Below are 14,109 nucleotides of genomic sequence, written 5' to 3' on the forward strand. Positions count from 1 at the left end.
ATGACGGTGAACGATTATGTAGTATTGCCGGAAGGTTCGGTTACGACGCCGAACGGCTTTCGTGCAGGCGGGCTGCATTGCGGCCTGAAGAAGACGCAGCGCCATGACCTCGGCGTCATTGTATGCGAGGTGCCGGCTCAGGCGGCGGGCGTATACACGCTCAACCAGTTCCAGGCGGCACCGCTGAAAGTGACGCAGGAGAGCATCGCGGCCGGCGGCAAGCTGCAGGTGATGCTGGTGAACAGCGGCAACGCCAATGCATGCACCGGCAAACAGGGCGAGGACGACGCACGCGCCATGCGTTCGGCGGCAGCCAAAGCGTTCGGAGTCACGGACCATTTGGTCGGCGTTACGTCCACAGGCGTGATCGGCGAACTGCTGCCGATGCCGAAGGTGCTCAGCGGCATTGAGAAACTGCCGGCAGAGACGCGAGCGGACGGCGGAGACGATTTTTGCCAGGCGATACTAACGACAGACCTGGTGAAGAAGGAAATTTGCGTTCGCCTGACGGTGGGCGGCCGCACGGTACATATTGCCGGCGCGGCAAAAGGCTCGGGCATGATTCACCCGAACATGGCGACGATGCTCGGCTTCATGACAACGGATGCGAACATCGACAGCGCGATGCTGCAAAAGCTGTTGAACGAAGTGACGGATTCGACGTTCAATATGATTACCGTAGACGGTGATACGAGCACGAACGATATGGTTGTTGTCATGGCAAGCGGGCTTTCGGGGAACGACAGTTTGACGCCGGAGCACCCGGACTGGGCGGCGTTCGCAGCGGCATTCACGCATGTCGGCGAATACTTGGCCAAGGCGATAGCGCGGGACGGCGAAGGCGCGACGAAGCTGATCGAAGTGACGGTCGCAGGGGCGGCTTCGCGCGATGCGGCGCGTGCCATCGCGAAAACGGTCATCGGCTCTAGCTTGGTGAAATCGGCTTGCTTCGGAGCGGACGCCAACTGGGGCCGCATCATCGCCGCCGTCGGGCGCGCCGGCCAGCCGGTCAACACGGAGACGGTGGATATCCGCCTCGGCGATATCTCCGTGCTGGAGCAGTCGCGTCCGGTCAAGTTTGACGAAGATCGCGCGGCGGAGTATTTGAAGGGCGAGCTCGTGCAAATTCACGTGGACTTGAACATGGGCGATGCGATAGCGACCGGATGGGGTTGCGATTTGACGTACGACTACGTGCGAATCAATGCGGCGTATCGGACTTGATTCCATTCGCCTCCTGCCCGAACATGTCGGTTATCCGCTGTTCGCGACGGGATTCCGGATTTGAACAATGTAATGAAAGAAACAGACGGGTATAGATTGATTTATATTAAAGGGGAAACGTACGGATGAACAGCTGTTTTGTAATGAAGTGCGGCGGCAGTACGCTTGCTGCGCTGCCCGATTTGTTTTTCGAAGATTTGCGGCAGTTGCAGCTGGAAGACGTAATCCCGGTGATCGTTCACGGCGGCGGACCGGCGATATCGGAAACGCTCGGCAAGCTGGGGATCGAGACAGAGTTCGTGAACGGGCTGCGCAAGACGAATGAAGCGGTGCTGGATGTGGTCGAGATGGTGCTTGCGGGGCAGATTAACAAAGAAATCGTCCGCAAAATTCAGCGGTCCGGCGCAAAAGCGCTCGGGCTGTCGGGCGTCGACGGCAACTTGATTCAAGCGAAGCCGGTCCCTAATAGCGACCAAGTCGGTCTTGTCGGCGACGTGACGAACGTGAACGCGGAGCTGATTCAGGGCGTAGTGGCGATGGGCTACATGCCGGTTATTGCGCCGGTCGGCATCGGGACGGACGGCGGTCAGCGCTACAACATTAACGCCGATACGGCGGCGGGTGCGGTAGCTTCCCACCTCGGCGTCGAGCGGATGATCGTCGTGACTGATGTTCCGGGCATTATGAAGACGGTTGACGGAGAAAAGCGCGTGCTTCCATCGGTAACGGTGCAGGAAATCGACGATATGATCGCGAGCGGAGACATTTACGGCGGCATGATTCCGAAGGTGCGCGCAGCCGTACAGTGCATCCAAGGGGATGTTCGCGAAGTAGTGATCGTGGACGGATCGGTGCCTTATGTACTCAGCAAGGCGCTGAAAGAAGGCGGCATCGGCACGCGGATCGTACGCGCATAATGCATTTATTATAGAACGCTAATCACAGGCGAAGCGAAAACTGAAAAACATTTTTCACAAAAAGGAGTGAACGACATGGGAGAGGCTCAAAGCGCATTGTTTCCGAATTACGCACGGTATCCTTTTACGTTTGTGAAGGGGGAAGGCAGCAGGCTGTGGGATGAGAACGGCAAAGAGTATTTGGACCTGATGTGCGGTCTAGCCGTCACGAATTTGGGGCATGCTCCCAAGCAGGTCACGGAGCGGTTGAAGCAGCAAGTAGATACGCTCTGGCATACGAGCAACCTGTTCCACATTCCGGGGCAGGAGAAGCTGGCGCAGCTTCTGGTCGATAACAGCTGCGCCGATGCGGTGTTCTTCTGCAACAGCGGGGCGGAAGCGAATGAGGCTGCAATTAAGCTGGCGCGGCGCTATTATCAGAAGGTGGTAGGGCAGCCCGAACGCTACGAGATCGTCACCTTCCACATGTCGTTCCATGGACGGACGCTCGCGACGCTGACGGCGACCGGGCAGGATAAAGTAAAAGACGGCTTTGCGCCGCTGCCGGAAGGGTTCGTGTATGCGCCTTTCAACGATGCGGAGGGCACGGAGAAGCTGATCAGCGATAAAACGTGCGCGATTATGATCGAGATGGTGCAGGGCGAGGGCGGCGTCAATCCGGCCGATCCGGCATTCGTGAAGCGGATCGCGGAGCTGTGCAAGCAGCATGGATTGCTGCTCATCATCGATGAAATACAGACCGGCATGGGGCGGACGGGCAAGCTTTTCGCCTACGAGCACTACGGCATCGAACCGGATGTGTTCACCTTGGCTAAAGGGCTTGGCAATGGCATTCCGATCGGCGCGCTGCTCGGCAAGGAGAAGCTGCGCGAAGCGTTCTCTGCCGGCAGCCACGGCTCGACATTCGGCGGCAACTACTTGTCTACGGCGGCGGGCATCGCTACGCTGGAGACGATGCTTGCAGAGAAGCTGCCGCAGCGCGCAGCCGAACTTGGCGAATATATCGTCAGCGAGCTGTCCCGCAAGCTGGCGGGCAATCCGCTCGTGCAGCACGTACGCGGACTTGGCATGCTGATCGGGATTCAGCTCGGCGGACCATCGGCCGATTTGATCGCCGCGATCCATGAGCAGGGCGTGCTTGTCGTTTCCGCAGGACCGAACGTCATTCGATTGGCGCCGAGCTTGCTGATCTCCAAGGAAGAGCTCGACCGCGGGCTGGAGACGATTTGTACCGTTCTGGCGAAACACGCGGCGGCGACGGTTTAAGGATTGGACTAACGGGAAATGTGGCGAGGGTACAGGCGGTTCGGGAAGGCGAAGCTTCAATAGGACGCGCTCGAACGCATGGGAACATATCGAATAATGAACCGCAAGAGGTTAACAGAAGAAAGGAGAAGCTTCAATGGCAGGAACCGTAGAGCAGGACTTGGCAATGCAGCTCAGAGGGCGCGATTTTATCGGCTTGGTCGATTATGCACCCGAAGAGATTCAATATTTGATCGATTTGGCGATTGAACTGAAGCAAAAGCAAAAGGCGGGGGAACTGTACCAACCGCTGAAGGGGAAGACGCTGGGGATGATTTTTGAAAAATCATCCACGCGCACGCGCGTTTCCTTCGAAGTTGGGATGTATCAGCTCGGGGGGCATGCCCTTTTCTTGAGCAAGAACGACCTGCAGCTTGGCCGCGGGGAGACGATATACGACACCGCACAGACGATGTCGCGTTACTTGGATGGCATCATGATCCGGACGTATGCGCACCGGACGGTCATTGATCTGGCCCGGGCCGCCACGATCCCGGTCATCAACGGGCTTACCGATTTGTCCCATCCGTGCCAGGCGCTGGCCGACTATCAGACGGTGCAGGAGAAAAAGGGCCGTCTGCAAGGGCTCAAAGTGGCCTATATCGGCGATGGAAATAATATGGTACACTCGCTTATGATGGGCGCGGCGAAGCTTGGCATTCATTTTGCCGTCGCGACTCCGGAAGGCTATGAGCCGGACAGCGAAGTACTGCAGCTTTCCAAAGAATCTGCAGCGCAAACCGGAGGAAGCTTGTACGTCGGAACCGATGCGAAAGAAGCGATTGCGGATGCGGACGTTGTTTATACCGATGTTTGGGCGTCGATGGGCTTTGAAGCGGAGCAAAAAGAGCGGGAAATTGCCTTTAAAAACTATCAGGTCAACGACGAGCTCGTGAAATATGCGAAGAAAGACTACCTGTTTATGCACTGCCTGCCGGCGCACCGCGGAGAGGAAGTATCGGAGAGCGTAATCGACGGCAGAAATTCCGTTATTTTCGATCAGGCGGAAAACCGGCTGCATGCGCAAAAAGCGGTTATGGCGGCGATTATGTAACCGAATGGGGCGGAACCGGGCTAGTCGTTGATCCGTGGGTGGCGGTGCCAGGCTAACCGGAGGAAGAGGAGAGCACGGCACCCGCACGGTATTGTGCTGCCCGGTAACACCGGAGTTGCTGAAGCGAGACATGTTGATATCAAAGGAGAGCGGAAACACGATGGCAAAGCAAAAAATCGTATTGGCGTATTCCGGCGGTTTGGATACGTCGATTATTTTGAAATGGCTGAAAGAAACGTACGATGCGGAAATTATTGCTTTCACGGCCGATATCGGGCAAAAGGAAGAGCTCGACGGCCTGGAGGAAAAAGCGCTGAACACCGGCGCGTCGAAAGTATACATCGATGACCTGCGGGAAGAGTTCGCCCGCGACTTCATCTATCCTATGTTCCAAGCGGGAGCATTGTACGAAGGACAGTACCTGCTCGGCACGAGCATCGCGCGGCCGCTGATCGCCAAGCGTATGGTCGAGATCGCCCGCGCGGAAGGCGCAACGGCGATTGCGCACGGCGCAACGGGCAAAGGGAACGATCAGGTGCGCTTCGAGCTGACGGCGGCTGCTTTGACGCCGGATATCGAAGTGATCGCGCCGTGGCGTCTTGAACAGTTCCGCGAACAGTTCCCGGGACGTGCGGAAATGATCGCTTACGCGGAGAAGCACGGCATTCCAGTCACGGCATCGGCTTCCAAACCGTATTCGATGGACCGCAACCTGCTGCATATCAGCTATGAAAGCGGTGTGCTGGAAGATCCGTGGTTTGACGCAAGCGCACCGTCGAACAAAGATATGTTCCTGCTCAGCGCCGATCCCGAGGATGCTCCGGATCAGGCCGAGTACATCGAACTGGAGTTCGAACAAGGGAATTGCGTTGCCGTGAACGGCGAGCGCATGATTCCGCTGCACATTATGGAAAAATTGAACGAGCTCGGTGGCAAGCACGGCGTAGGGCGCGTCGATATGGTGGAGAACCGGTTCGTCGGCATGAAGAGCCGGGGCGTGTACGAAACGCCGGGCGGATCCATTCTGTTCACGGCGCACCGCAAAATGGAATCGCTGACGATGGACCGCGAAGTCATGCACTTGCGCGACTCGCTCATCTCGAAATATGCTTCGCTCGTATATAACGGCTTCTGGTTCGCTCCAGAGCGTCTGGCGGTACAAGCTCTTGTAACGGAAAGCCAGAAGAACGTTTCCGGTACGGTTCGTCTGAAGCTGTACAAAGGCAATGTGACTGCCGCCGGTGTAAAAAGCCCGGTCAGCCTGTACAATCCGAACATCGCTACGATGGAGGCCGACCCGACGAAAGCGTACGATCAAGGCGATGCGACAGGCTTCATCCGTCTGAATGCATTGCGTTTGCGCGTAGCCGCCGGCGTGAACCAGAACGCAGGGAACTAAGCGGATCATTCGCTTGGCTTGCACAGAAGTATGAGAAACAGCGAATTTGAATGCAGTATTCAGGAGCTTAGGGTTTCCTTCACAAGGAAGCCCTAAGCCTGTGTTTAACGTATAGAAGACCATGTTCGGTGAAGGGAGCAACCAACGTGTCAAAGCTTTGGGGTGGACGATTTACGAAAAAAACGGACCAGCTGGTGGAGGAATATACGGCTTCCATTCTGTTCGATAAAGAATTGGCCGAAGAAGATATTCAAGGCAGCCTGGCGCATGTGACGATGCTTGGCAAATGCGGCATTTTGCCGCTCGACGACGTAGAGAAGATCAAGGATGGTCTGCATAAAGTGCAGGGCATGATCCGCCGAGGCGAACTGGAGTTCTCCGTCAGCGACGAAGATATTCACATGAATATCGAGAAGACGCTGATCGATGAAGTCGGACCGGTCGGCGGCAAGCTGCATACCGGACGCAGCCGGAACGATCAGGTCGCGACCGATATGCATTTGTGGCTGCGCAAGCGCGTAGTCGAATTCGTAGGCTTGCTTAACAAAGTGCAGGAAGCACTGATCGGGCAGGCGAAAAACAATCTTGAGACGATCGTGCCGGGATACACGCACTTGCAGCGGGCGCAGCCGATTTTGTTCGCCCATCATATGATGGCGTACGTATCGATGTTCCAGCGCGATATCGAGCGGCTGCAGGACAGCTACAAGCGTGTAAACGTGCTGCCTTTGGGCGCCGGTGCGTTGGCGGGGACAACGTTCCCGATCGACCGTCACTTCGTTGCGCAGCAGCTGGGCTTCGACGGCGTGTACGAGAACTCGCTCGATGCGGTCAGCGACCGCGATTTCATTGTCGAGTTTCTGTCCAACGCTGCGATGATCATGATGCACTTGTCCCGCCTGTGCGAGGAGTTCGTGTTGTGGTCCAGCACGGAGTTTCGCTTCATCGAGCTCGACGACGCGTTCTGCACGGGCAGCAGCATTATGCCGCAAAAGAAAAACCCGGACGTGGCGGAGCTTGTTCGCGGCAAAACCGGCCGCGTCTACGGCAACCTGTTCGGCCTTCTGACTGTCCTGAAATCTCTGCCGCTCGCGTACAACAAAGACATGCAGGAAGATAAGGAAGGCATGTTCGATACGGTCCGTACGCTGCAAGGGGCACTGCAGTTGTTTGCTCCTATGATCAGCACGATGAAAGTGAACAAAGACCGGATGCGTCAAGCGGTGAATCAGGACTTCTCCAACGCGACCGATATCGCGGACTATTTGGTGAACAAAGGGATGCCGTTCCGTCAGGCGCATGAAGTCATCGGCAAAACGGTGCTTTACTGCATCCAACAGCAGAAATTTTTGCTTGACCTGAAGTTGGAGGAATACCACCAGTTTTCCAAGCTCTTCGACGCCGATATTTATGATGTGCTGCAGCCGGAGCGTGTCGTGAACGCACGCAACGTGTACGGAGGTACGGCAAGCAATCAAGTGAGCGAGGCCATTGTGCGGGCCGAAGAGGTATTGTCCCAATCGACCGCATGGTTCGATCAATATTACGACAAAAGCAGGTAATGCCTTTAGCCTGAATGGGCGGTTATCCTCGAATAGGGGATTTGTGACCGATCCACAGGCGTTTAAAAGGAATAAAGCCCGCACCTTCGCTTGTGAGAGCTGCATCTCCAAAGTTAGTTGTGTCTAACAAATGGAGGCAGTTCATAAGCGGAAAAAAGGTGCGGGCTTTTTGGCGTGAGCAGCCCTGCACAAGAGGCAGCGAGGACCATGGCGACAAGGAGCCGCCTTCGTGCGAAGGGACAGCCATAATGCCGCTCAATCACCGGAAGTTCGGCCCGCGTATGCCGTCTTCGATGAGCGGTGCCGTATGGCCGGGGCTCGGCGGTGTGCGGTCGATCCCGTTAGCATTGTTGTTGGAAGCGATGATGGTGGGCTGAGCGGAATACGTGTCTCGCGATATTTTTTCCGTTGATATGACGGCGCCGTTCTGCTTTTTGATGCGGTACGTTTCGACGATATAGCCCGGCTTTCCTTTGCTGAGCACCTCCTTCTTGCCGTTAGGTAAGGAAGGATTCAGTACGTATTTTGCCGGTGGCTGCAGCGTTTCGACGGTTTTGGATTCCACTTCGTATGTAATATCGGGAGGCGTCTGGCCGAACAGCTTGACGGACATGCCGCGATCGTCGGTCGCCGTGCGAATGAGCAAATAATGCTCCGTATTATTACGGAACTTGAAATTAATATAACCGCTGGCAAACGTTGCATCTTGACCGAGCGGAACGTAACTGACGGGAAGCGAATGGTTGCGCCGCTCGACAATCTCCAGCCCAGCGCGCAGAACCGCATTGTACAGGGTGGACGATACTTGACAAATGCCGCCGCCGACTCCGGGAACGAGCTTGCCGTTTATGATGACCGGCGCTTCCTTATAGCCGCACGTTTTCTCCGTCTGCTCTACGTAGGGCGCATAGTCGAACACATCGCCCGGCTTGAGCAGCACGTCCTGGATGGACGCGGCGGTGGAACGCACGTTGTGTACCCGACCTTCGCTGCTTAGGGCGGAAGACGGGCTTGGCGGGTAAAAGGTGGAGAAGTCGCTGATTTTGCGTATGACGCCTTGCACTTGCAGCATTTGAACCGTCTGCTGCGGTTCCACGACTTTCATGGGTGCTTGCAGAGACGGCGTCTTAGTTCCTGGAGTCGCTGAACCTGCACCTGTACCGGCGCCTTCCCCAGCTGCCGGCCCGCACAAGTCGTCCCCGGCCCATCGAGACGAGCCCCAGCTCGGGAGAATGGTTTCCAGCTCGCTTTTCAAGGCTGCTTCGTCCAGGCGCTCAACCCGAACTTCCGGCACGTAGCCGATGGTCTCGTCCGGGTGAATGACCCGCTGCGCATTGGCGGGCTGGCGGGAATAGACTTGCGGGAACGCTTTTTGCAACGTCGCTTTCAGCTTTTCTTCGGAAAATCCGCGCTCCAGCTTCCAGCTTTGTCCCCGAACGCTCCATTTATAGACCGCTTTGCGAAATGGCGACCCTTCGTTGATTGGGCGAAGCCGCTCGATGATTCTCTGCTCGTTCACTTCCAGCCCGAGCTGCTCCAAGGTGAATTCCGCCGTCGCTCCAGGCTCCCCGTTTCCTCCGGATTTTATGGACAACTTTACGGTTTGATCCATCAATCTCAATACTTTTTCGTGCATTTGCCGCTCCAGCTCGGCCGTGGGCAATCCGCCGACGATCCAATCCCCGACGGTTACTCGCGAGGGGATATAAGACAACGAGCCATACACCGCAATCGTCGCTGCGGCCGAAAGGGTCATCACCAGCGATCCGATCAGCGCCCAGAGCATGCGAGGGCTAAAACTTGCCATGACAGCCGCTCCTTTTTCGATGAAGTAAAGCTCGTACACCGTGCTTTGTTCATCTATATGCCGGCATCTTGCAAAACTTTCCACAGCATGTCTTCTCGCAGCCGCACGTTGATGCTGCATGAAAAACATGCCGTCGATTGCAGGCGCCTTCCCTCGAACAGGCTGCATTCCGCACGGAAGCTCCCGAGACAAAGTGTAGAAATTCAATGAGACATAAAGGAATTTGCGTTTTTATGTCGAACTTATAAAGGCTAGGATTCGATAAATGTTGGCCCTAAGCGGCGTTGACATTTGGAACGGACCTAAAGGAGATGCTGGGCTTACGAAGTTTGGCTGTTTCCGGCAGGAAAGCCCGTAATTCAATCAGGATGTGATACCGTGATAGAAATGCAAGACGTATGGAAAACGTATCCGGACGGAAGCCATGCTCTCAAAGGCATCAACGTGAAAGTGGACCGCAACGAATTCGTCTACGTCGTCGGCCCGTCGGGCGCCGGTAAATCGACATTCATGAAACTGATCTATAGGGAAGAACGTCCGACCAAGGGCACCATTTTTGTAAACGGATTTAACCTGGAAAAGCTCAAACAGCGCAAAATCCCGTACGTCCGGCGCAATATCGGCGTTATCTTTCAAGATTACCGGCTGCTGCCCAAGCTTACGGTATTTGAGAACGTCGCGTTCGCTATGGAAGTCATCGAAGCGCCGAAAAAAATCATTCGCAAACGAACGCTGGAAGTGCTCGATCTAGTGAAGCTGAAGGACAAGATTCATTCCTTGCCTACGCAGCTTTCGGGGGGAGAGCAGCAGCGCGTCGCGATCGCACGGGCGATTGTCAACAACCCTTCCGTTATCGTCGCCGACGAACCGACAGGCAACCTGGATCCCGATACGTCATGGGACATTATGAAGCTGATGGAAGAGATCAATTTTCGGGGAACGACCATTGTAATGGCCACACACAACAAGGAGATCGTCAATACGATGCGCAAACGGGTACTCGCCGTCGAATCAGGCAAAATTGTCCGGGATGAAGCAAGAGGTGAATACGGCTATGAGGATTAGTACGGTCGTAAGGCATCTCCGCGAGGGAACGAAGAACGTTGTCCGAAACGGCTGGATGTCTTTCGCTTCGATCAGCTCGATTTCGATATCGCTTTTTATACTAGGCGTTTTCTTGATATTAACCTTGAACGTAAACTTCCTTGCGAAGCAAATTGAACAGCAAGTGGAGATACGCGTATACCTTGAAGTCAATACGCCGCAGGAGCAAATTACGCAGCTGCAAACAGAAATAAGCGCCATACCGCAAGTGGACAAGGTTCTTTTCGTTTCGAAAGAAGAAGGTCTGAAGTTTTTGCGCGAAAAGCTTGGAGAAAGCGGCAAGCAGTTGCTTGAAGGCTTCGATGGGGAGAACAACCCGCTTAACGATTCGTTTACCGTTGAAGTGACGGAACCCCGCGGAGTGGCGGCGGTTGCGCAGCAAATCAGCAGCCTGAACAACAGCAAGTCGACCAAGCCGATCTATCGCGTCAGCTACGGACAAGGAACCGTGGAGACGATGTTTAAAATCACTGCCATTGTCCGGAATATCGGTCTTGTGCTCGTGGCCGGACTCGCGCTGACGGCGATGTTTCTTATCTCCAATACGATCAAGATTACGATTGTTGCCCGGCGCCGCGAAATTTCGATTATGAAGCTTGTCGGTGCGACGAACTCTTTTATTCGCTGGCCTTTTTTTATTGAGGGGGCGCTGCTCGGCATTATCGGTTCGGTCATTCCCGTCATTGTGCTGCTCTACGGGTATTGGCAGTTAATGCAGTCGATTCAGCTCGATCTGAACCTGCTGCTGATTCAACTGCTGCCGTTTGATGCAATCGACATCAAGGTGGGGGGACTGCTGCTCGGTATCGGTGTGCTGATCGGCATTTGGGGCAGTACGCTATCGGTACGTAAATTTTTGCGGGTGTAGTCGGGTTTGAAGCCAAAACGAGGAGGAACGGTGTTGAAAAAATCATATCTACCTCTCGTGATAACCGCGAGTTTGATGGGCGCTTTGCTTGTGCCTCAGTACGGTTTCGCGATTTCGGAGTCCGAGCGGATTCAGCAGGAGCTCAACCAGCTCAAGAAAACGAAAGCGGCCGCTCAGCAAAAAGCCGCCAATGCGGAAAAAGAAATAGGCAAAGTCCAGCAGGAAAAACAGCAGGTGTCGAGTGACATCAATTCGATTTTGGACCAAATCGACGAGACGAATCAAAAGCTGGTCAAGCTAAACGATCAAGTCGAGACGGTGACCGATTCGCTAAGCGAGAACGCCAAACAGCTGGAGGAGGCCGAAGCGCGGATTACGTCCCGCGATCAAATGCTCAGGTCGCGCATCCGGCTCATGTATATGAACGGCGTCGTGTCGTATGCGGATGTGCTGCTCAGCTCGACAAGCTTCGGCGACTTTCTGGATCGGCTGAACGCGTTGAAATCGATCGTCAATCAGGATAAAGAAATATTGGATGCGAACAAGCGCGACCGGGGCGTCATCGCCGATAAAAGGGTCGTGATTGAGCAGCAGCTGACCGAGGTAAAAAACTTATATGCCGAAGCTTCCGCCATCAAAGCGGATCTCGTCGTGAAAGAGAAGGAAAAAGAAGTGCGGATTGCGAGCCTCTCCAAAAAGGAGAAGGAGCTTGAGGAAATCAGCGAGGAAGCGGATAAAGAGCTGATGAAGGCAGCCAGCCAGGAAGCGGCCAAACAAAGGGCGCTGCAGCAAGCGAAGCAGGCGGAATCGGCGAAAAACGGAAAGCCGACCACACCGGCTTATACGTATAGCGGAGGGAAATTCGGTTATCCGCTGCCGAAAGTCGTTTCGATGTCTTCGGACTACGGCGTAAGGAAAGATCCGTTCACTGGTAAGCCGGCGGGACATACCGGACTCGACTTGCCTTCGCCGAACGGCACGAGCATTTTCGCAGCGGAAGACGGCGTTGTCATTCTCGCTTCCTGGTGGAGCGGCTTCGGGAACTGCGTTATCATCGATCACGGCAAGGGCGTATGGACGTTGTACGGACACATCCGCAACGATGGCATTGTAGTGAATAAAGGCGATACCGTCAAGCGCGGGCAAAAAATTGCCGAAGTCGGAGCGACGGGACGCGCTACGGGCAATCACCTGCATTTTGAAGTGAGAGTTAATGAAGAACCGGTCGATCCGAAACCGTATTTGGGCATGAAATAAACGTAGACCGCTCATAAATTTCCAAAGCTTGTCATAAACTATAAAGACAAGTTGTTTGGAACCGCTGCGGGCGGGAAGGCAACAGCAAAGGCGGTGTGGAGAGAGAAATGACGTTTAAAGGACGTACGGTACTGGCATTTATCTTGCTGTCGATGTTCGCCAGCAGCATCATGACGCTGACGATCGTGAACCCGTCGATTTTCGCTGCGGGCGGCAAGGACGGCGTGGCTGGAGGCGCGGTCAAGTCCGGTTTGTCCGGCAAAGACTATGCCAAGCTGGCTACGACTTATCAATTGATCGAGAACAAGTTTCTGAATGAGGTCGATCACGAAAAAATTGTGAACGGCGCCATCAACGGCATGCTCGCCACGCTGGATGATCCGTTTACCGTATACATGGATCAGAAAGAAGCGCAGCAGTTTGACGAAAATATCGCTTCATCGTTCCAGGGGATTGGAGCGGAGGTGACATCCGAAGACGGGAAAATCACGATTGTTTCCCCGATCAAGGGTTCGCCTGCGGAGAAAGCCGGACTTCATGCCAACGACGTGCTCATCTCGGTCAACGGCGAGAAGCTGGAAGGCTTGTCGCTCAATCAGGCGATTATGAAAATACGCGGTCCGAAAGGAACTCAGGCGAAAATCGAGATCGTCCGACCCGGAACGCCGGAACCGATCTCCATCATCGTTGTGCGCGACGATATCGACGTCGAGACGGTATTTGGCGAAATGCTGCCGAACAATATCGGCAAGATTGAGATTCGACAGTTTGCGAGCAATACGGCCCAGCGGTTTAAAGAGGAGCTGAAAACCCTCGAAGGCAACGGAATGAAAGGCCTCATCATCGATGTTCGCAACGATCCCGGCGGTTTGTTGTCCGCAGTGGTCGAAATCGTGGAGCCGTTCGTGCCGAAAGGCAAAGCGATCGTGCAGATCGAGAATCGCAAAGGCGAGAAGGAAGAAACGCCTTCTCAAGGAACCGGCAAGCCGTATCCGGTAACGGTGCTGATCAACAAAGGAAGCGCCAGCGCTTCGGAAATATTGGCAGGCGCTCTGCGCGACTCGGCGGGAAGCAAGCTCGTCGGGGAAACGACGTTCGGTAAAGGGACCGTACAAGTCACCTTCGAGAAAGAAATGGGCGACGGCAGCAACATTAAGATGACCGTGTACAAGTGGCTTACGCCAAACGGCACTTGGATTCATAAAAAGGGCATATCCCCGGATGTACCGGTCGAGCAGCCGGCATTTTTTAAAGTGGCGCCGCTCTCGAAAAAATCGGTGCTCAAACCGGATATGAACAGCGAAGACGTCAAAAATCTGCAGACGATGCTGCAGGGACTCGGGTTTAGTCCCGATCGTGCGGACGGCTATTTCAGCGACAAAACGGCGACAGCCGTCAAAGCGTTCCAACGCATGAACAGCTTGCCGGTTACCGGAGAAGTCGATACGGAAACGGCGAATAAGCTGGAGAAAGCCGTCCTCGCGGCGATTCGCGATCCGAAAAACGATGTGCAGTTGAAATCGGCCGTCCAGCAAGTCGAAGCCGCCATCGGTGTCAAAAAATAACCGTTAGCACTCTTGAATTTGGGATTTTGAGGGCTATAGCAGGAAAA

General features: G+C 54.9%; 11 protein-coding genes. 10 read left to right on the forward strand and 1 reads right to left on the reverse strand.

The window, feature by feature from the left end; all coding sequences use genetic code 11:
- The 6 genes from argJ to argH all read left to right on the forward strand — a co-directional run bounded on the left by argJ (position 1) and on the right by argH (position 7,461).
- A complete protein-coding gene (argJ, locus tag ACFQI7_RS29755) occupies positions 1 to 1,224 on the forward strand; it encodes a bifunctional glutamate N-acetyltransferase/amino-acid acetyltransferase ArgJ (RefSeq protein ID WP_218102496.1) in 1,224 nt (407 codons plus the stop codon).
- Positions 1,225 to 1,349: 125 nt separating this feature from the next.
- Positions 1,350 to 2,141 carry an acetylglutamate kinase gene (gene argB, locus ACFQI7_RS29760; RefSeq protein WP_218102495.1) on the forward strand — a complete coding sequence of 264 codons (792 nt, stop codon included), beginning with the start codon at positions 1,350 to 1,352 and terminating at the stop codon, positions 2,139 to 2,141.
- 75 nt (positions 2,142 to 2,216) lie between these two features.
- Positions 2,217 to 3,407 (forward strand): acetylornithine transaminase, encoded by a 1,191-nt coding sequence (locus ACFQI7_RS29765; RefSeq protein ID WP_218102494.1) that lies wholly within the window; start codon positions 2,217 to 2,219, stop codon positions 3,405 to 3,407.
- A 136-nt stretch (positions 3,408 to 3,543) separates the two neighbouring features.
- Complete coding sequence (argF, locus tag ACFQI7_RS29770) at positions 3,544 to 4,500, forward strand: ornithine carbamoyltransferase (protein ID WP_218102493.1); 957 nt, start codon at positions 3,544 to 3,546, stop codon at positions 4,498 to 4,500.
- Positions 4,501 to 4,660: 160 nt separating this feature from the next.
- Entirely contained in the window at positions 4,661 to 5,899 is a 1,239-nt protein-coding gene (locus ACFQI7_RS29775; RefSeq protein WP_218102492.1) for an argininosuccinate synthase, read from the forward strand.
- A gap of 146 nt (positions 5,900 to 6,045) precedes the next feature.
- Complete coding sequence (gene argH, locus ACFQI7_RS29780) at positions 6,046 to 7,461, forward strand: argininosuccinate lyase (RefSeq protein WP_218102491.1); 1,416 nt, start codon at positions 6,046 to 6,048, stop codon at positions 7,459 to 7,461.
- 259 nt (positions 7,462 to 7,720) lie between these two features.
- Here the strand turns inward: argH and ACFQI7_RS29785 are convergent, their stop codons facing one another.
- Positions 7,721 to 9,436, reverse strand: coding sequence for a VanW family protein (locus tag ACFQI7_RS29785; protein WP_230415602.1), 1,716 nt, complete (start codon positions 9,434 to 9,436; stop codon positions 7,721 to 7,723).
- A gap of 210 nt (positions 9,437 to 9,646) precedes the next feature.
- On the opposite strand from ACFQI7_RS29785, the gene ftsE reads away from it, so the two are divergent.
- The 4 genes from ftsE to ACFQI7_RS29805 all read left to right on the forward strand — a co-directional run bounded on the left by ftsE (position 9,647) and on the right by ACFQI7_RS29805 (position 14,062).
- Positions 9,647 to 10,333 carry a cell division ATP-binding protein FtsE gene (gene ftsE, locus ACFQI7_RS29790; protein WP_218102490.1) on the forward strand — a complete coding sequence of 229 codons (687 nt, stop codon included), beginning with the start codon at positions 9,647 to 9,649 and terminating at the stop codon, positions 10,331 to 10,333.
- A complete protein-coding gene (gene ftsX, locus ACFQI7_RS29795) occupies positions 10,323 to 11,240 on the forward strand; it encodes a permease-like cell division protein FtsX (protein WP_218102489.1) in 918 nt (305 codons plus the stop codon). The genes ftsE and ftsX overlap by 11 nt, the downstream gene beginning before the upstream one ends.
- A gap of 30 nt (positions 11,241 to 11,270) precedes the next feature.
- Complete coding sequence (locus ACFQI7_RS29800; protein WP_218102488.1) at positions 11,271 to 12,497, forward strand: murein hydrolase activator EnvC family protein; 1,227 nt, start codon at positions 11,271 to 11,273, stop codon at positions 12,495 to 12,497.
- Positions 12,498 to 12,604: 107 nt separating this feature from the next.
- On the forward strand, positions 12,605 to 14,062 hold the full coding sequence (locus tag ACFQI7_RS29805; protein WP_218102487.1) for a S41 family peptidase: 1,458 nt from the start codon (positions 12,605 to 12,607) through the stop codon (positions 14,060 to 14,062).
- Positions 14,063 to 14,109: the final 47 nt, after the last annotated feature.

This window comes from Paenibacillus allorhizosphaerae (assembly GCF_042659105.1).
GTDB lineage: Bacteria > Bacillota > Bacilli > Paenibacillales > NBRC-103111 > Paenibacillus_G > Paenibacillus_G allorhizosphaerae.